We start from the raw sequence: 19,504 nt of genomic DNA, 5'->3' as shown, positions 1-19,504 counted from the left end.
TTACATTTGGCGTTTTACAGGTCCTGAGATAGAATCGATATCTTCTTTTACTTTGTCAATTTCTGTTGCGGTATCGCCCAACAAATTAGGTGAATCACCCAATAAGTTAGCCTTAGCATCATTAATTTGAGCATTGATATTTCCAGTGATATCCGTTAGAGCTTTTGAATCAAGACCGTTGGCCTCTGCTCCTTTTTGGATTTCGCTTTTAATATCATTGGTTGCATTTTTCAATTGCGCCATTGCTTTTCCCATTGTACGGGCAATTTCCGGCACTTTGTCTGAACCAAAAAGCATTAGAACTATAAATAGTATGAAAACTAATTCTCCTCCTCCTATACCAAACATATCTTTTATTTTTGTGTGCCACAAAGATATTAAATTTTGTAGCTGACAGTTTTAAAATTTACTTAAAAAAAAAAGACTCTTTTCAGAGTCTTCTTCTTTTTATATTTAATCAAATTTTGACTTTTCTTCTACTTTTGGCCAAGAGTTATTGGTTACATCAATATCAGCGGTCATTAATTTTGGATCAATCTGAATACTTTTTATCGCTTTTTCGGTTGCATAAACTTTTTTAGCGGTGTCATTATTCTTTCTCCAGATTTGAGCCGGATATTGATAATTTTGTTTTGAACCATCTTCGTAAGTAATCTCAACAAGAATTGGCATAATCATTCCACCTGGTTTATTGAATTCTACTTCGTAGAAATATTTAGGTGATTTCATTCCTGCTTTTTCTTCTGCTGTAAAGGTTTGATTTACATAATCAGACAATAATTTTACGTCGTCTACTTTTAAAGCGGTCTTTTTTGCAGCATTTACTTCAGCATTATCGCCTGAAACTAAATACACAAAAGGTCCTTTATCAAATCCGAAACGTCCTTTTTTAACTTTTACATTTTTAATATCAGCAGTTGGAGTATCAGAAACATAGTATTGTTTTACTTCTTTGATTCCGATATCTACAAAATCTGTTGAATAAAACCATCCTCTGAAAAACCAATCTAAATCTACTGCAGAAGCATCTTCCATCGTTCTAAAGAAATCCTCCGGAGTTGGGTGTTTAAATTTCCATCTGTTTGCATAGGTTTTAAAAGCATAGTCAAACAATTCACGTCCCATAACAACTTCTCTTAAAATATTAAGTCCGGTTGCAGGTTTTCCGTAAGCATTATTTCCAAATTGCTGAATCGTTTCAGAGTTAGACATAATTGGCTCTAAAAACTTTTGATCTCCACTCATATAAGGAACAATATTTTTTGCAGGACCACGTCTTGACGGGAATGCAGGATCTAATTCCTGTTCTGCCATATATTCCATAAATGAATTCAAACCTTCATCCATCCAAGTCCATTGACGCTCGTCAGAATTTACAATCATTGGGAAAAAGTTATGTCCAACTTCGTGAATCACAACACCAATCATTCCGTTTTTAACTTCTTTACTAGTCACGCCATTTTCATCAGGACGACCGTAATTCCAACAAATCATTGGATATTCCATTCCCTGATCTTCTGCTGAAACTGAAACCGCTTTTGGATAAGGATAATCAAATGTGTGTGATGAATAACTTTTTAAAGTATGCGCTACTGTCATTGTCGAAGTTTCTCCCCAAAGCGGATTTGCTTCTTTTGGATAAACTGACTCTGCCATTACAATTTTGCCACCTAATTTTACAGCCATTGCATCATAAATGAATTTTCTTGAAGATGCAATTCCAAAATCACGTACATTTTTAGCACTAAATCTCCACGTTTTCTTCTTTTCAGAGAAACCTTTTTCAGTTGCTTCAGCCTCAGCTTGTGTAACAATTACAACAGGTTTATCAAATGATTTTTGTGCTTGTTCGTAACGTTTTACTTGTTCAGCAGTAAAAACTTCTGCTCTATTTGTCAATTCTCCAGTTGCATCGATTACGTGATCTGCAGGAACTGTAATATTTACATCAAAATTTCCAAAAGGCAAAGCAAACTCTCCGCTTCCCCAGAATTGCATATTTTGCCATCCTTCAACATCATTGTAAACCGCCATTCTTGGGTAAAACTGAGCAATTACATATATTTTGTTTCCGTCTTTTTCAAATAATTCATAACCTGAACGTCCATTTCCAGTTTCTTTTCTATAATTATTGATATTGTACCACCATTTTATAGCAAATGAAATTTTCTCACCTGCTTTTAAAGGAGTCGCCAAGTTAATACGCATCATAGTTTCATTGATTGTATAAGACATTGCATTTCCTTTTGCATCTTTTACATACTCAATATTAAAACCACGCTCTAAATCTTTCTTCAAATATTTACTTGAGAAACCATCTAATGGTAAAACCTGACTAATTTTTTCGCTTTCAGCTAAAGTTGATTGTGTATTTGCTTTTGCCTGATTCTGATCTAACTGAATCCATAGATATTCTAAACTATCCGGAGAATTGTTTGAATATGTAATGGTTTCAGAACCACTTAACTTTGAATTTTTATCGTCTAATTCAACATCGATTTTATAATCTGCCTGTTGTTGATAATATGCCGGTCCAGGAGATCCTGCTGCAGTACGAAACATATTTGGTGTTGCCAATAGATCATACATTTGGCTAAATTTGTTCGTATCATATTTACCTTGTTGTTTAGGCGCAACAGTAGTAGTTTTTTCCTGAGCAATAAGTATTGCAGGAAAAAGCAATAATAATGAAAGTTTTTTCATAAATATTTATGGGTAATTTTGTCAGGGTGTGAAAATAACAATTAAAATAATAATTTTATATATTATTTAATACTTTAACAATTCTTTCCTTGAAGATTCTGTAAAGAGAACACTTCTTTTGGTGCCAAAAGCTGTAATATGTGTAATATTCTGCTGTTCAGCATTCCAATCTACCAAAATAGAATTTGATATCTCAATTGTCTTAAATTTCTCAACATCCTTTATTCTGGAATAACAAACCAAAACATCATCTGACTCTACTTCTTTTGACAAAAAGGTAATAGCTTTTGATTGTCCGTTTATTTTTATTGTGAAGTTTTCTGAAAGGTATTTTTTTAATAAATCAACATCGGCCTGAGTTTCTTTCTCAGTACCGATGTATGTTTTTTTATGGTATTTTTTTTCGATTCCGTTATTCAGATCATCGACAAAAATACGGGAGGTAATTTGAATCATTTTTTTCTCGGCCGCATAATTGACCTGAAAAACACCCATATAAAATTTATGGAATGTAAAAGCTGAAAGCGATAAAAACAATAATCCTAAAAGAGGATAAATCAATCTATTTTTCGGCAACATTTGCTTTTTGAAATTCTTTATTTTTATTAACCATAAAGTCCATTAATTCAAACTTCTCTTCTGGTTTTAAATGTCTTTTAGATTCAGGATCATTTGAACAATACATTAAGAATAAATCAATTTCATCGTTTTTTAATCCTAATGTTTTAGTAAAAAAGTCTGTAGTAAAATTGGCTCTGGAATATTGAACAAAAGCCATATCATCAATAACTTCCGGTTTTACTTCGTCTTTATTTTTCTTTAGAATCTTTTTTACATCCTTGAAAATTCGAACAAAATCCATTCCGTATTTAATGGTTTGATCAGAATACATTGCGATATTTTTTGCTGTAGATTGCTTATCATCTTCAAACTGCATATCAACATATTTCTGAGTATCTTTATCTAGCGATTTTACTTTTAAATCTTTGCGAAGAACAACTTCTTTCAATTGATTATTTGCCAAATCTAATTGAATTAAGAAAAGCACATCTGAACAATCTTTTTCTGTCAGAACTACTTTTTTTGCCTGAAATGCCAAACCTGTAAACAATAAAGTATCTTTTGGTTTTGCCATAATATCAAACAACCCGCCTGAACCTATAAAAGTTCTAACGTTTGCATTAATGTTCATTACATAACCGCTTTCTATTGCCAATCTTGTATTGACAACTTGCCCATGTAATGGCTTCCTTGAATTATTTTGTCCCAGCGCAATCTGGCAAAATAAGCACACAACGAGTATTCCTAGTCTATTTTTCATTTTCGAGAATTATTAAATATCTTCTTGCTAAATCTGTTATTAAAAACATACTCATTGTTTTGTTTTTAGTATTCAAAGATACAGCAAATTCGGCATCATCCACACAATATAATTGAAATCCTTTGATATCATCGGTCGGAATTTTCAATCTATCTGTGTAATAATTCTCTTCAAAAAGGTATTCCATTTTTCTAAAAAGCGCTTCCTTTTTCTCTACATTAACCTCTTTTTTCAACATTGAAGTTCGTCCGGACATCATATTCAATAACTTATCTACAGAAGTCGAAGTTGCAGTATAAACTTTTCTTTCTGCCGGCGTGTATTTTTTTTGCCCATATGGAATTATTCCTAAATTTTCTGCTGTGATATTGGCATTTTCATTCACTATAACTTCCTTTAATTCTACTTCTTTGGCAGTCATTTTTATCTTGAGCGAATTTAAAACCAAATCATCCGCAGTAATACGATAACGAAGTCCTTCTAAATTCACAGCAGAAAAAACCAAAACATCTCCTTCTTTTACCGCAATTTTAAACATTCCGTTCGCGTCTGAAATAGTCGCCACTTGTGTTGTATTATTAACAACATTTATTCCTTCAACCGAAGTAGATTGTGCTAAAATCTGTCCAAGAACTTCCCTTGAAACTGTATTTTGTCCAAAACTATTCTGAACCAGAATTAGAAAAAAAATCAATATTATATTACTTGTTTTCACTCGCTATTATTTCTTTGTATTTCACAGCCAATTCGGCTAGCAAAAACTCTGTTGAAGTTTTATTTTTAGAGTTCAAAATTACTGTGAATTTATCGTTTTCCACGGCATAATACTCAAAACCTTTTACGTATTCAAGCGGAATTTGTAACCTATTTACAAAATGATCAATACTAAACATACGCTCCAAAAGTTTCATAAAAGCTTCTTTCTTTTCTACCGCTACTTCTTTTTTAAGCATTTCAGTTCGTCCAGAAAAGAAATTCAATAATGGATCTGCAGATATTGAACCTCCAGCCATTGAACCGGCATTTGCCGTTGGATTTAATGCCGTAGCCGTATGTAATTTTCTTTCGGCTTCTGTATATTTTTTCTGTCCATATGGAACAATTCCCAAAGAAGCAGCATTAATTCCGTTATAATTTCTAACGACTACTTCCTGCAATTGATGCATTACCATATTCAATTTTACTGTAAAATGAAGATCTGAAAAATTCTCCGCAATTAGCAAAACCTTATTTTCTTTGAATTGTATAGACGAAAAAACAAGCGTATCACCTTCTTTAGCAGAAATAGAAAAAGCGCCCGTTTCGTCTGTAGTTGTCATCGCTTCAGTTTGAGCATTTATAACATAAACACCTTCCAAATCAGAAGTATTAGCAGCTATTTTTCCGTTAATAACACTACGATCCTGGCTTTGAGACCAACTAGTTTGTCCCAAAACAACCATCAAAACACAAGCAACTTTATTAATCAAAATGTTGAAAAATTAGAATTATTCTTAAAGCTGTAAAAATATCTTAATGTATTCCAAATTTAGTATTAAGGACATGGTAAAAATATGTTAATTAAACCCGTTTTACACTTTGTAAAAAGAGAGTTTTAATATCTTTAACAGAAACAAATCTGAGTTAATTTTTTATGAAAAGTATCATCATTGCCAGCACATCTACGCTACACGGAGGCAGTTATTTAGACTATATTTTACCGGTATTAGCATCGCATTTTAAAAACTGCAAAAGCATTTTATTCATTCCATATGCTCGTCCAAGCGGAATTTCTCATGACGAATACACTAATAAAGTAGCTGAAGCATTTTCTTCTATAAATATTGCCGTAAAAGGAATTCATGAATTTGAAGATGCTGCAAGCGCAATAAAAAATGCTGAAGGTATTTTTACCGGCGGAGGAAACACTTTTTTACTGGTTACGCAATTATACAAACACAACATTATGCAGGTTCTTGCTGAAACAGTAAAAAATGGAACTCCATATTTGGGAACCAGCGCAGGAAGTAATATTTGCGGCTTATCAATGCAAACCACGAATGATATGCCAATAATTTATCCGCCAAGCTTTCAGACTTTAGGATTAATTCCTTTCAACCTAAATCCACATTATTTAGATCCGGATACGCAATCACAACATATGGGCGAAACGCGCGAAACAAGAATTAAAGAATTTCACGCTTTTAATTCAATTCCGGTTTTAGGATTAAGAGAAGGAAGTTGGCTTGAAGTTAAAGGAGACAAAATCACTCTTAAAGGAAATCTAAAAGCTCGTTTATTCAAACAAAACGAAAATCCTGTAGAATTAGAAACAGAAAGTGATTTAAGTAATTTAAACTAAAAAACTTAAACCATATAAGTGATATAAGTTCATTTAAAAAAGCTTTACGCAAATGCTTATTTCACTGAAAACATTTTATTAAACCATATAAGTAACATAAGTTCATTTAAAAAGTTCCCGACAAGCACTTATAATAGCTTATATTACTTATATGGTTCAAAAATATAAACGCAAAAAAAATCCCCAAACAATTTGTTTGAGGATTTTGAAGAGCGAAAGACGAGGCTCGAACTCGCGACAACCAGCTTGGAAGGCTGGAGCTCTACCAACTGAGCTACTTTCGCATTAACAGGGTGCAAATATAAATAATTAAATTTTTAAAACAAAATAAAAATCAAAAATTATTTACTTTTGATAAAAAAACCGAAACAATGAAGTTCCGGTTTTTTAGAGCGAAAGACGAGGCTCGAACTCGCGACAACCAGCTTGGAAGGCTGGAGCTCTACCAACTGAGCTACTTTCGCATTACCGTGGTGCAAATATAGAAAATAACTTAAGTTCAAAACAAGCTTTTTCGCAAAAAAAATCAATAAAAAACAACAATTATTTATAACTAATTTAAAATTAAAAAGTTATATATTTATTTATTTTACACAAATCATGAGTAACATTAAAGAAATACCGTCAAAAGAAACTTATATCGTTCGCCAACCTGTTTTAAGAAAAGGAAAATCTATCGAAAGTTGCATCTTTGAAGGTGATGATCTGGAAACAACAAAACATTTTGGTTTATTCGAAGACGGATCTTTAATAGGAATTATTTCACTATTTCAAAAAATCAATCCTATATTTGCCGAAAATAACCAAGCTCAGATTCGCGGAATGGCTGTTTTAGAAAACCATCAGAAAAAAGGAATTGGAGAAGCTTTAGTAAAACATTGCGAAAAATACTGCAATGCAAACAATGTTGATTTAATTTGGTTCAATGCAAGAACAGCCGCTGTTGGTTTTTATAAAAAAATGAATTACGAAATTCTGGGCGAAGCATTTGACATTAAAGATGTTGGAGAACATTATTTAATGTCTAAAAAAATATGAAATGAAAAAACTTTACTTTTTATTAGTTATAAGCCTGTTTATCAGTTGTAAAAAAGACACTCCTAAACCCGCTCCCGTGGTTAAGAAAAAACCACCATTAATCATACTTACTGACGAAAGAAAAGTAGAAATAGATACGGCAACAATAAATGTATTTAAGAGCGAAACCTTAAAACAATTTTATGATGCTTCTGAACATAAAACGGTTTGGGGAAATCTTAAAAAGAGAACTTACGTTTTATCTCAATTAGAAAACTCAAACCTACTTGGTTTAGACCCTGAAGATTACAAAACTTCTAAGCTTAAAAAATTCGAAAGCAGAATCAGTTCGCTAAGTGATAAAGATCTGGCTACTTACGACATCTTATTGACATATAACTTCGAAAAATATCTGAATCACTTATATAAAGGAAAACTGGATCCTAAGAAATTATATAGAGACTGGGATTTAGAAGAAAAGACATTCGACGTAAATAGTGTTCTAATAAAGGCATTTAATAAAAACAAACTGGACAGTATTGTTGACAATATTCAGCCGAAATCAGAAACTTACAAGGAATTATTAAAAGCGCTTGAAATTATTGAGAAGTTTCCAAATGACGAAATTGGAACGATTGCGATCGACTCTTCGACAAAAAAAATAACTCTTAATGATACGAACAACGCTTTAATCAACATAAAAAAGAGACTTTTATTTTGGGGAGATATGTCCGGAAAAGACACTCTGAATAGAATTTATAATAAAAAGACTTTCGAATCAATCAAAAGATTCCAGGAAAGACATGGTTTAGCTGACGATGGAGTTATTGGTGCCGGAACGATTAAGGCTTTAAACTATTCGAAAGAAAAAAGAAGAGAGCAAATTATTGCCAATCTGGAACGATGGAGATGGTATACTTCAGATTTTGCCGAGAATTATTTCATCATTAACATTCCTAATTACAGCCTGAATGTTGTTGAAGGAAAAGACACGACATTAGTTCGAAATATTGTGGTAGGAACGAGTAAAAGAAAAACGCCAATTATAACCTCAACACTAAAAACTGTTGTTTTTAACCCAACATGGACCGTTCCGCCAACTATATTAAAAGAAGATGTTGTGCCGGCAATGAAACGCAACAGAAATTATCTGGCGAATAAAAGCATAACTATATATGATACTACGGGAAAAGTTGTAGATCCAAGCGCATGGAACGAAAACAAACCCGGTAATTATCGTTATGTACAAAGTCCAGGATATAACAATTCATTAGGAGTAATGAAAATTTTGTTCCCGAATCATCATAGCGTTTATTTGCACGATACGAATCATCGAAATTATTTTGGCCGAAACAATCGTTCTTTAAGTTCCGGTTGTGTTCGTATTGAAAATCCTTTAGAATTGGCAGAACATATATTAGATGATCCTGAACAATGGAGCAGAGAGAAGATTGATACGCTAATTGCAACCAAAAAAACAACAAGCATTAAGATTGTCAAAAAATATGCTTTATACCAATGGTATTGGACGGCTTGGAGCAAAAAAAATCAGCTCATTTTCAGAGCTGATATTTATAATTTAGATTCGGATTTGTATGCTAAATTAAGAAATTAGCCTTTCTTCCATCGCAAAACTTCTTGACGGATGGTAGATATACAAACACGATTTATCTTTTATAACTTCGATTATTTCGTCTGTTAATTCCATTGGAATTGCCGGACAACCTTGGCTTCTGCCTAATCTTTTATTGTTTCTGATAAAAGATTCAGAGACATAATCGGCACCATGCATAACTACTCCTCTTTCGCGGGCGTTATCATTTACACCATTTTCTAAACCGTCTAAACGAAGAGAAGCTCCGTGTTTTCCGCGATAAATTTCACCGGTTGCATAAAAACCTAAACTACTTTTAAAAGAAGAGTTTGAGTTTGAAAACGCTGATGCAAATTCTTCTCCGGTATTTCGTCCGTGAGCAACTAACGAATTGAACAAGATTGTGTTTGTCGTTAAATCAATTACCCAAAGGCGTTTTGAATTTGATGACAAACTAAAATCAATTAATGTCAAAATGTTTTTTTGAATAATTCCTCTTTCTTTCAACAGGTAAAAACCTTTTAAAGCTTCAGAAAAAGTTTTAAGTTCAGGCAGCTTAAAGTTGTTAGTGTTCAAAGTATTATAAACACTTTCAATTTTTGCTTCCACAGTAAGTTTCTCAACTTTAGCATAATGCTTTACTGTTTCTTTTTTAATTTCGGGAGTGTTATTTGAATCTTTACCAAAAGACAGTAACAAAAACACAAATAGTGGATAAATCTTGTAAATCATTGAATAGCTTTAGGTTAAACAAAAGGTTTGGGTTTGGCAAAAGTATAAAAAAAATGCACCTATCAAAATATAAGCCTGTAAATCAGGGGCTTTTTGGTTAAACTTTAACAAAAGCAAAGTAAAAAATTAGCATTTGGAGCAAAAAACTTTTTTATTTGTAAGATATTTACTTATCATAAAAATCTTAGCGTTTTGATCCCTTTTCTTAAAGAAAACTTAATCAAAAGGCATTTATTATAATTAAAACTGTAACAATTCGAGAAAAACGTTGTCTATTATTTCAACACGTATTACAGAATGATTTATTTTGAACATGACATGAAAAAAGCACTTTTTCTTATTCTTCTTTTATCTGCTTTCTCAGGCTATAGTCAGAAAAAAGTTTTGCAAACCCAATCGACTTCGCAAAGCATTACTATTGACGGGAAACTAGATGAATCAGCATGGAAAGATGCTTCGATTGCGACTGATTTTGTAATGTATGATCCTGATAACGGGAAACCAATTCCGGAAGCGAGAAGAACTGACGTTAAAGTTTTATATAATAATGACGCCATCTATATTGGTGCAATGATGTATGATGATGAACCTGCTAAGATTCTAAAAGAAATTTCGCAGCGTGATAACTTTGGAACTGCCGATATCTTTGGCGTTTTTATTAATGGCTTTAATGATGGTCAGCAAAATTTTGAATTTTTCGTTTCTGCTGCAGATGTACAAGGCGATTGCATTATGACAGATGCCAACGGTGAGGATTATTCCTGGGACGCGGTTTGGATCAGTAAAGCCAAAATAGCCGACAATGGCTGGATTGTAGAGATTAAACTTCCATATGCGGCTTTGCGATTTTCCGGAGAAAACAAACAAACTTGGGGAATAAATTTTTTCAGGGAAATAAAACGAGAACGTAAAAAATATACCTGGAATTTAATTAATACTAAAATTGGAACTTTTACGCAGCAAAATGGTGATCTGGCAGGAATTGAAAACATCAAACCTCCTACCCGATTATTTTTTCTGCCTTATGCTTCTTATTATCTAAATGCTGCTGATGGTCAAAAAACGTATGGCACGGTAAAAGGCGGAATGGATATTAAATACGGAATTAGTGATGCTTTTACGCTTGACGCAATTTTAATTCCTGATTTTGGACAGACAAAATACGACGATCAAATCTTGAATCTTGGTCCGTTTGAGCAACAATTCAATGAAAACAGAGCCTTTTTTACCGAAGGAACCGATTTGTTCAATAAAGGAAATATGTTTTATTCGAGAAGAATTGGAGGAAAACCGTCTGTTGATCCTGATTTAAACAAGAATGAGGAAATAATCGATAATGTACAAAACGTCAATCTAATCAACGCTTTGAAAGTCTCCGGAAGAACAAAAAACGGATTAGGAATTGGAATCTTAAATGCTGTTACCGAGAAAACTTTTGCTACTATAAAAGATACGATAACAGGCGAAACAAGACGTGTGGTTGTAGAACCTTTGACAAATTACAATGTATTAGTTTTAGATCAGCGTTTTAGAAAAAATTCTTCGGTAACATTTATTAATACGAATGTTACGCGAAACGGTCATTTTAGAGACGCAAACCTGACTGGATTAGTTTGGGATTTAAACACTAAAGCCAATACTTATAATTTATCCGGTAACGTCAAATACAGTTTTATCAATGCTGACGAAAATAAAAACGGACTTTTCTCAACTGTTAGTTTTGCAGAAACTAGTGGTAAATATCGCTATAGCGTAGGAACTGATTTTGTGACCAAAGATTTTGATCCAAATGATTTGGGAATTAACTTTTATACCAATTATTACAACTTTTATGGCAATGCAAATTATAGAATCCTAAACCCGACTAAACTTTTTAATAAGTTTAAAGTGGACTATGATATGTATGTCGAGTTTAATAAAGAATCCGGAAAAGTACAAGACAATAAAATCAGTTCTGAAGTAAATGTTACATCGGTAAATAATAACTATTATGGCTTTGGAGTTACTCTTTTTCCGCTGGAATCTTATGATTATTACGAACCCAGAGCAGAAAACCGGTACGTTATTATTCCGAGGAAAATTGAAGCGTGGGCAAGTGTATCAACCAATTACAACAAGAAATTTGCTATTGATTTAAATCCATCTATTGCTATTGCGGATGAATCCGGACGAATTGCTTATGGAGCTGATATTGGTCCGAGATATCGATTTAACGACAAACTGTTACTAACTTATACTTTTAGTTTTTTAAAACGTAACAACAACAAAGGTTATATTGATAGTTATGACGATGATGACAATGAAAACACTCCTGAAATTATTGTTTTTGCAAACCGAAATGTAATTACTTATGCGAATACTCTTGGCGGAAAATATGCTTTAAACAGCGCCATGACTCTCAATCTGGCGGTTCGTCATTATTGGTCATCGGCTGAAAATAAAAACATTTTAGAACTTGAACCAGACGGAACTCTGACGCCTTATCCTCAATATACCGAAAATAAAAACTCAAGCTTTTATTCCTGGAATACTGATTTATCGTATTCGTGGTGGTTTGCGCCGGGAAGTCAACTTTCGGTTTTATACCGAAATAATGCTTCAAATTTTGAGCGTATTATTGACAAAAATTTCAAGAACAATGTAACGGGTTTACTGAATAATGATGCGCTAAAACACATTTTTTCGGTTAGTGTAAAATATTTTATTGACTATAATGCTGTCAAAAATAAGATTAGAAACAGAACCTAGTCTGAATTAATTTTAAAATTTTTAGGGTTCTTCAACCAAATTATTATTTTTTAATAGCCTTCATTTTATTAACTGTAAATTATAACATTGCTTTCGTTCACATTTTAGAAATGGTTTATCTTTGTAAAAAACTAAAAATGATGAATAAAAAAGTAATACTTATGATCTTGGACGGTTGGGGAAAATCTCCTGATCCAAAAGTATCAGCGATAGACAATGCAAATGTTCCTTTTATAAACAGCCTTTACAAAAATTACCCAAGCGCTCAACTTAGAACTGACGGATTAAATGTTGGTCTTCCTGAAGGTCAAATGGGAAACAGTGAAGTTGGTCACATGAATCTTGGTGCCGGAAGAATCGTATATCAGGATTTAGCCAAAATAAACTTAGCCGTAGCAAACAAAACACTTGCCAAAGAACAAGTACTTGTTGATGCTTTTACATATGCTAAAGAAAACAATAAAAAAGTTCACTTTTTAGGATTAGTTTCTGATGGAGGTGTTCACTCTCATACTTCTCACTTACGTGGATTAATCGATGCATCGCAAGAATATGGCTTGGATAAAGTTTTTGTTCACGCTTTTACAGATGGTCGTGATGTTGACCCGAAATCAGGAGCAAAATACATTCACGATTTAGAAGAACATATTAAAGATACTCCGGTAAAAATAGCTTCAATCATTGGACGTTACTACGCAATGGATCGTGACAAACGTTGGGAACGCGTAAAACTTGCCTATGATTTAGTGGTAAATGCTATTGGAACTCCATCTAAAAATGCAGTTGCAAGCATACTTGACAGTTATGCGCATGATGTTACTGATGAGTTTATTGCTCCAATCGTAATGGTTGATGAAGACGAAAAACCTCTTGCAACAATTGTTGAAGGTGATGTTGTTATCTTCTTCAACTTTAGAACAGACAGAGGTCGCGAACTTACAGAAGCACTTTCGCAACAAGATTTCCACGAGCAAAACATGCACAAGTTAAACTTGTATTATGTAACGCTTACGAACTATGACGAAACATACCAAAACGTAAAAGTAGTTTACAATAAAGATAATATTACTGAAACTCTTGGTGAAGTATTAGAGAAAGCTGGCAAAAAACAAATTCGTATTGCTGAAACAGAGAAATACCCTCACGTGACATTTTTCTTTTCTGGCGGAAGAGAAACTCCTTTTGAAGGTGAATCACGTATTTTAAGAAATTCTCCAAAAGTAGCAACTTACGATTTGCAACCAGAAATGAGTGCTTTTGAATTAACAGATGCTCTTGTTCCTGAATTAAACAATGGTGAAGTAGATTTCGTTTGTTTAAATTTTGCAAACGGAGATATGGTTGGTCATACGGGAATCATGAGCGCAGCAATTAAGGCTTGTGAAGCTGTAGATGCTTGCGTAAAACAAGTGATCGAAGCGGCTCTTGCCAATAATTATACTACAATTGTAATTGCCGATCACGGAAATTGCGAAACAATGATTAATCCTGACGGAAGCCCAAATACAGCGCACACAACAAACCCAGTGCCGATTATCTTGGTTGACAAAGAATTAAAAAATATCCAAAATGGTGTTTTAGGTGACATCGCTCCTACTATTCTCGAATTAATGGGCGTTCAGCAACCTAATGCAATGACTTGTCATTCGTTATTGTAAAAATTTTCAGTTTCAGTTTTTAGTTATTGTAAACACTGAAAACTTCAAAATAAACCCGACAGATTTTAAAAATCTGTCGGGTTTTCTGTTTTATAATCCCAGGTAAAAATTCAAAAAACGGAGACAAACACTAGCTATTCTAAACATGAGCAGCTTTTTTTTCGTATAAATAAAAGTTAAAATTTCAAAATTGATAGTATTACTATTATCTTTGCATTTAAAATAACTTTTATGGAAATTATACTATCAAATATAAAGATGCAGGTCAACGAAAAGATCTACGTAAAAGATCCGGAAACATCTGCATTGGGAAAAAAGATAATTGAGCAAAGTATTCTTCTTATCGATGATATTGGTTTTGACAATTTTACCTTCAAAAAATTAGGCGAAAAAATAGGCTCAAACGAGAGTTCTATTTACCGATATTTCGAAAACAAACACAAATTATTAGTATATTTATCTTCATGGTATTGGAGCTGGATGGAATACAAACTTGTCTTTACCACTACCAATATTCTGGACAAAAAAGAAAAACTCGATAAAGCGATCACTATAGTTACCGAGAAAATTACTGATGATGTCTCAACAGACCATATTAATGAAGCGATTTTAAACAAAATAATAATCGCCGAATTCACAAAAACACTTCATACTAAAGAAGTTGATCAGGAAAATAAAGAAGGCTTTTTTTTAATATATAAAAGGGTTATCAATAGAGTTGTTGCAATTGTCAAGGAAGTAAATCCCGATTATCCATATGCTAAATCGTTAGTATCGACTATTGTCGAAGGAAGTTTACACCAGCATTTTCTAACAGATCATTTGAAAACCATTACAGATTGCAACGAAACGGTTACAACAACGCAATTTTACCTAAATCTCGCACATAACGTTCTGCGCTAATTATAAAAAAAATAGTATGACTACTCCACTAAAAAGATTTTACAATTTACTAGAGCTTGATAAAAAAGACATTTATCAAATTTTTTTCTACGCCATTTTTGCCGGATTAATCAGTTTATCACTTCCGTTAGGAATTCAGGCGATCATCGCTTTTATACAATCCGGAAGAGTAAGTGCATCTTGGATCGTGCTTATTATACTTGTTGTTGCTGGTGTTGCGCTTGTTGGAATTTTAGCTTTAATGCAATTAAGAATCACCGAGAATTTACAGCAAAAAATATTTGTTCGTGCTTCGTTTGAATTTGCAGCTCGTTTGCCAAAAATAAAATCCGAGGAATTGTACGGAACTTATCCGCCGGAATTAACGAATCGTTTTTTTGATACTTTAACCATTCAAAAAGGAACTTCAAAATTATTAACGGATTTCTCAGCAGCTTTACTTCAAATTACTTTTGGGATAATTCTGCTCTCTTTATATCATCCTTATTTTATTGTTTTTGGACTTTTATTGTTTCTGCTTTTATTCTTTATTTTTAAATTTTCGTATAAATCAGGTATAGAAACGAGTTTAAAAGAATCAAAATTCAAGTACAAAGTTGCAAGTTGGTTGCAGGAAATGGCTCGTAATAATTTTAGTTTCAGAAATGAATTAAATTACGATTTTGCACTTCAAAAAAACAACACAATAGTCGAAGGTTACCTTAATTATCGTGAGAAACATTTTGGCGTAATTAAAAGACAATTTATACAACTGATCCTTTTCAAAGTTATTATTACGGCAAGTTTATTATCGATTGGAGGTTATTTGGTTTTAAGTCAGGAAATGAATATTGGGCAATTTGTGGCTGCCGAGATCATTATTTTATTAGTAATTACTTCTGTCGAAAAAATCATTGTTGGACTTGAAAGTTTCTACGATGTTTTAACTTCTGTTGAAAAAATTGGACAAGTAACCGATTTAGAATTAGAAGAAAACTCAGATTCACAAACAGACCTTTGCTACAACAGCATCACATTAGAAACTGAAAATTTAAAATTCAAATTTCCGGATGCTCCAACCAATGCATTGGATTCTATAACGCTTAAGATTGAACAAGGCGAAAAAATCGTAGTTGACGGAGCAAATGGTTCCGGAAAAACAACACTTATTCGATTATTATCAGGTTTATTAAAACAAAGTTCTGGTGCTTTTTACATCAACGACGATACTTTTAGAAAAATAGATCTAAAACAATATCGTTCGCAAATAGGCAGCATTATACATAACGAAACTCCATTTGAAGGAAGTATTCTCGAAAATATAACTTTTAATGATCCTTCGATAACGACCGAAGATTTAAAATGGGCACTTGATGGAGTTCAGTTAAGTCCGTTAATTAAAACATTACCAAAGGGTTTAAAAACACATATTTATCCTGAAGGAAGACAATTATCATCGTCTAATGCGCAAAAAATTCTATTGGCAAGAAGTATAATTCATAAGCCAAAAGTGCTTTTCTACGAAGATCCAACAGATACTATGGATGAAAATGTTGCAAATGAAATCATTGATTTTATCACTTCTGAGAAAAACAACTGGACGATTATTGTTTCTTCAAAAAATCCATATTGGAAAACAAAATCTACCCGAAAAATAACGATGCAAAACGGACATATTATCCTGGATCAAAAACAATAAGTCATGCTAAACATATCTGACAACAAAACAAAATTACAGTCACTTGATCGATACGCGACTGTAAAAAACCTGAGCAACAGACCTCATTTTAAGATTTTGAATAAAATAATAATTGCAACTTCGATCTTAGGGTTAATTGCTCTTTTCTTGCCTTGGACACAAAATATTTCGGGATCAGGATCTGTAACGACTTTAAAACCTAATCAAAGACCACAATCTATTCAGAGTGTTATTTCGGGTAGAATCGAAAAATGGTACGTACAAGAAGGTGACTTTGTAAAAAAAGGAGATACGATTTTGTTTATTTCCGAAATCAAAGAGGATTACATGGATCCGAATTTGGTTCAGAATACCAAAAATCAAGTTGATGCAAAAAAGAACTCCTTGGAATCTTACGATGAAAAAGTAACGACACTTTCTACTCAGATTCGATCGATAGAAAATGAAAAAAATCTTAAACTGCAACAAGCAAAAAACAAAGTCAAACAATCGCTTTTAAAAATAAAAAGTGACAGTATTGATTTGGTTGCGGCAAAAACACAATTAAGAATCGCCAATACACAATACAATCGTTCCGTACAATTGAATAAAGAAGGATTAAAACCTTTGACAGATGTTGAAGAAAAACGCTTAAAACTGCAAGATGTCGATGCCAAAATAATAACGCAGGAAAACAAATATCTAACAAGCAAAAACGAATACATAAACGCACAAGTTGAGATTAATCGAATTTCTGCTGAATATGCTGAAAAAGTAGCTAAAGCAAAAAGTGATCAATTTACAACTCTGAGCAATAAATTTGACACTGAAGCGCAAGTCAATAAATTAGAAAATCAGTACGCAAATTACAGCTTACGAAACGGAATGTATTACATCAAAGCCGTACAAAATGGTTATATCAACAGAGCTTTGCAGGCAGGATTAGGCGAAACCATAAAAGAAGGAACGCCAATTGTAACGATAATGCCATCGCAATATGATATTGCTGTTGAAACTTTTATAAATCCAATCGATTTACCTTTAATTAAAAAAGGAGCCGAAGTTCGCGTTTGGTTTGACGGTTGGCCAACAATTGTATTTTCGGGTTGGCCGGATATGTCGTACGGAACTTTTGGCGGAAAAGTTGTGGCGATCGAAAACTTCATTAGTCCAAACGGAAAATACCGAATCTTAATCGCTCCCGATCCAAAAGAAGCAAAATGGCCAAAACAATTGAGTATTGGTTCCGGAGCTCAAACAATTGCTTTATTAGACACCGTGCCAATTTGGTTTGAAATCTGGAGAACCTTAAACGGATTCCCTCCTAATTATTACAAAACCGGCGAAAAAGTAACTAAAGAGAAAAAATAATGAAACATATATTTATAGCTTTTCTTTTTGTGAGTTGCGCCGTTTTTGGTCAGCAACCCATCTCGAAGGAACTTACTTATAATGAGTTTCTGGGATATGTAAAAAAGTATCATCCATTGGTTAAAAGCGCCAATCTGGAAGTAAGCGAAGCACAAGCCAATTTGATGATGGCAAGAGGTGGTTTTGATCCAAAGATCGAAGTCGATTTTAGTCAGAAGAAATTCAAAGACAAAGAATACTATTCGATTTTAAACAGTAGTTTCAAAATCCCAACCTGGTACGGAATTGAGTTAAAAGCAGGATTTGACAACAACGAAGGTTATTATCTTAATCCGGAAAATACGACTCCAAATTCAGGTTTAACTTCCTTTGGAATTAGTGTTCCGCTTGGGCAGGGATTGTTTATTAACCAAAGAATGGCAGATCTTCGTAAAGCCAAGATTCAGATAAAACTGAGTGAATCTGAAAGAAAACTTCAAGCCGTGAGCGTTTTATATGACGCTTCACTCGCTTATTTTAACTGGAAGAAGAATTTTGAAGAAATGAAGCTTTACGAAACCTACAACAACAACGCCGTAATACGTTTAGAGGGAATTAAATCTTTAATTACTCAAGGTGATAAACCAGCGATTGACAGTATTGAAGCAGGAATTATTGTAAAAAACAGAGCTTTAAGTCTTGAAGATTCTAAGCTAAAATTAGCAAAAGCAAAACTGGAATTGTCAAATTTTATGTGGCTTGAAAACAACATTCCGTTAGAGATTTCAGATGATCTTGTACCCGAAGCTGCGCTTGAATCTACATTGCAGGAAACTTTAAAAACAAACGATTTATTGCAAGGAGATTTTAGTTTAGACACGCATCCAAAATTAAATGCGATGCAAAATAAGATAGATATGCTGACTGTCGAAAAAGATCTCAAACAGAATATGTTATTACCAAAGATAAATATTGGCTACTCGTATTTGTCTGAACCTGCTTATATTGACAATTATCGTTTTGACGATTACAAAATTGGACTGGAATTTTACTTTCCGTTATTTCTGCGAAAAGAACGAGGAAGTTTGAAATTGGCAAAATATAAACTTCAGGAAAATCAGTTTGCTCTGGCTTTAGAAAAAACACAATTAACAAATAAAATAACGGCACAAAAAACAGAAATTCTTTCGCTTGTAAAACAGAAAAAACTAGCCAAAGATTTAGTTGAAAACAATATGACGATGCTAAATTCTGAAGAACGTTTATTCACTTTTGGAGAAAGTTCTTTATTCCTAATTAATACTCGCGAGAATAATTTAGTAAGTGCAAAATTGGCTGCGATTGCTCTCGAAAACAGATTTTATATCTCCAACTCAGAACTATTCAAAATCATGGCAAATCCTGATTGATTTTTTTTTCACCATATAAGTGATATAAGTTCATTTAAGCAAAAGCCTAAAACGCTGCAACTTATAATAAC

Annotated in this window: 16 protein-coding genes and 2 tRNA genes; 9 read left to right on the top strand and 9 right to left on the bottom strand. The window is 33.1% G+C overall.

What is annotated here, in order from left to right; genetic code table 11:
• The 6 genes from CLU81_RS16900 to CLU81_RS16875 form a co-directional block, all read right to left on the bottom strand.
• Nucleotides 1-348, bottom strand: coding sequence for a twin-arginine translocase TatA/TatE family subunit (locus CLU81_RS16900; protein ID WP_099710879.1), 348 nt, complete (start codon nucleotides 346-348; stop codon nucleotides 1-3).
• 105 nt (nucleotides 349-453) lie between these two features.
• A complete protein-coding gene (locus tag CLU81_RS16895; protein WP_099710878.1) occupies nucleotides 454-2,703 on the bottom strand; it encodes a M1 family metallopeptidase in 2,250 nt (749 codons plus the stop codon).
• Between the two features lie 66 nt (nucleotides 2,704-2,769).
• A complete protein-coding gene (locus CLU81_RS16890) occupies nucleotides 2,770-3,282 on the bottom strand; it encodes a DUF6702 family protein (protein WP_099710877.1) in 513 nt (170 codons plus the stop codon).
• Nucleotides 3,266-4,024, bottom strand: a complete 759-nt coding sequence (locus CLU81_RS16885) for a hypothetical protein (RefSeq protein WP_099710876.1) — start codon at nucleotides 4,022-4,024, stop codon at nucleotides 3,266-3,268. Before CLU81_RS16885 ends, CLU81_RS16890 begins: the two co-directional genes overlap by 17 nt.
• A complete protein-coding gene (locus CLU81_RS16880) occupies nucleotides 4,014-4,739 on the bottom strand; it encodes a carboxypeptidase-like regulatory domain-containing protein (protein WP_099710875.1) in 726 nt (241 codons plus the stop codon). Before CLU81_RS16880 ends, CLU81_RS16885 begins: the two co-directional genes overlap by 11 nt.
• A complete protein-coding gene (locus CLU81_RS16875; protein WP_099710874.1) occupies nucleotides 4,726-5,493 on the bottom strand; it encodes a carboxypeptidase-like regulatory domain-containing protein in 768 nt (255 codons plus the stop codon). The genes CLU81_RS16880 and CLU81_RS16875 overlap by 14 nt, the downstream gene beginning before the upstream one ends.
• Nucleotides 5,494-5,657: 164 nt before the next feature.
• Here CLU81_RS16875 and pepE point away from each other — a divergent pair, with 164 nt between their 5' ends.
• Nucleotides 5,658-6,365 (top strand): dipeptidase PepE, encoded by a 708-nt coding sequence (pepE, locus tag CLU81_RS16870; RefSeq protein WP_099710873.1) that lies wholly within the window; start codon nucleotides 5,658-5,660, stop codon nucleotides 6,363-6,365.
• 211 nt (nucleotides 6,366-6,576) lie between these two features.
• On the opposite strand, the gene CLU81_RS16865 is transcribed toward pepE, so the two are convergent.
• A tRNA-Gly gene (locus tag CLU81_RS16865) sits at nucleotides 6,577-6,649 on the bottom strand.
• Between the two features lie 107 nt (nucleotides 6,650-6,756).
• Nucleotides 6,757-6,829 (bottom strand) — tRNA-Gly (locus CLU81_RS16860).
• Nucleotides 6,830-6,965: 136 nt separating this feature from the next.
• On the opposite strand from CLU81_RS16860, the gene CLU81_RS16855 reads away from it, so the two are divergent.
• Nucleotides 6,966-7,403: a GNAT family N-acetyltransferase gene (locus tag CLU81_RS16855; protein ID WP_099710872.1), complete on the top strand. Its 438-nt coding sequence runs from the start codon at nucleotides 6,966-6,968 to the stop codon at nucleotides 7,401-7,403.
• 1 nt (nucleotide 7,404) lies between these two features.
• Nucleotides 7,405-8,997 (top strand): murein L,D-transpeptidase, encoded by a 1,593-nt coding sequence (locus CLU81_RS16850; protein WP_099710871.1) that lies wholly within the window; start codon nucleotides 7,405-7,407, stop codon nucleotides 8,995-8,997.
• On the opposite strand, the gene CLU81_RS16845 is transcribed toward CLU81_RS16850, so the two are convergent.
• Nucleotides 8,986-9,708 carry a murein L,D-transpeptidase catalytic domain family protein gene (locus tag CLU81_RS16845; RefSeq protein WP_099710870.1) on the bottom strand — a complete coding sequence of 241 codons (723 nt, stop codon included), beginning with the start codon at nucleotides 9,706-9,708 and terminating at the stop codon, nucleotides 8,986-8,988. The two genes, CLU81_RS16850 and CLU81_RS16845, sit on opposite strands and share 12 nt — an antisense overlap.
• A gap of 318 nt (nucleotides 9,709-10,026) precedes the next feature.
• On the opposite strand from CLU81_RS16845, the gene CLU81_RS16840 reads away from it, so the two are divergent.
• The 6 genes from CLU81_RS16840 to CLU81_RS16815 all read left to right on the top strand — a co-directional run bounded on the left by CLU81_RS16840 (nucleotide 10,027) and on the right by CLU81_RS16815 (nucleotide 19,433).
• Nucleotides 10,027-12,456 carry a DUF5916 domain-containing protein gene (locus CLU81_RS16840; protein ID WP_099710869.1) on the top strand — a complete coding sequence of 810 codons (2,430 nt, stop codon included), beginning with the start codon at nucleotides 10,027-10,029 and terminating at the stop codon, nucleotides 12,454-12,456.
• Nucleotides 12,457-12,596: 140 nt separating this feature from the next.
• On the top strand, nucleotides 12,597-14,114 hold the full coding sequence (gene gpmI, locus CLU81_RS16835) for a 2,3-bisphosphoglycerate-independent phosphoglycerate mutase (protein WP_099712791.1): 1,518 nt from the start codon (nucleotides 12,597-12,599) through the stop codon (nucleotides 14,112-14,114).
• Nucleotides 14,115-14,345: 231 nt separating this feature from the next.
• Nucleotides 14,346-15,017 (top strand): TetR/AcrR family transcriptional regulator, encoded by a 672-nt coding sequence (locus CLU81_RS16830; protein WP_099710868.1) that lies wholly within the window; start codon nucleotides 14,346-14,348, stop codon nucleotides 15,015-15,017.
• A gap of 16 nt (nucleotides 15,018-15,033) precedes the next feature.
• A complete protein-coding gene (locus CLU81_RS16825; protein ID WP_099710867.1) occupies nucleotides 15,034-16,695 on the top strand; it encodes a peptidase domain-containing ABC transporter in 1,662 nt (553 codons plus the stop codon).
• A 3-nt stretch (nucleotides 16,696-16,698) separates the two neighbouring features.
• Nucleotides 16,699-18,045 (top strand): HlyD family secretion protein, encoded by a 1,347-nt coding sequence (locus tag CLU81_RS16820; RefSeq protein ID WP_099710866.1) that lies wholly within the window; start codon nucleotides 16,699-16,701, stop codon nucleotides 18,043-18,045.
• Entirely contained in the window at nucleotides 18,045-19,433 is a 1,389-nt protein-coding gene (locus tag CLU81_RS16815; protein WP_099710865.1) for a TolC family protein, read from the top strand. Before CLU81_RS16820 ends, CLU81_RS16815 begins: the two co-directional genes overlap by 1 nt.
• The last annotated feature ends 71 nt before the right edge of the window (nucleotides 19,434-19,504 follow it).

Origin of the sequence: Flavobacterium sp. 9, from assembly GCF_002754195.1 — a bacterium.
GTDB lineage: Bacteria > Bacteroidota > Bacteroidia > Flavobacteriales > Flavobacteriaceae > Flavobacterium.
Note: the sequence above shows the minus strand (reverse complement) of the source record. Positions and strands in the feature narration are given on the sequence as shown.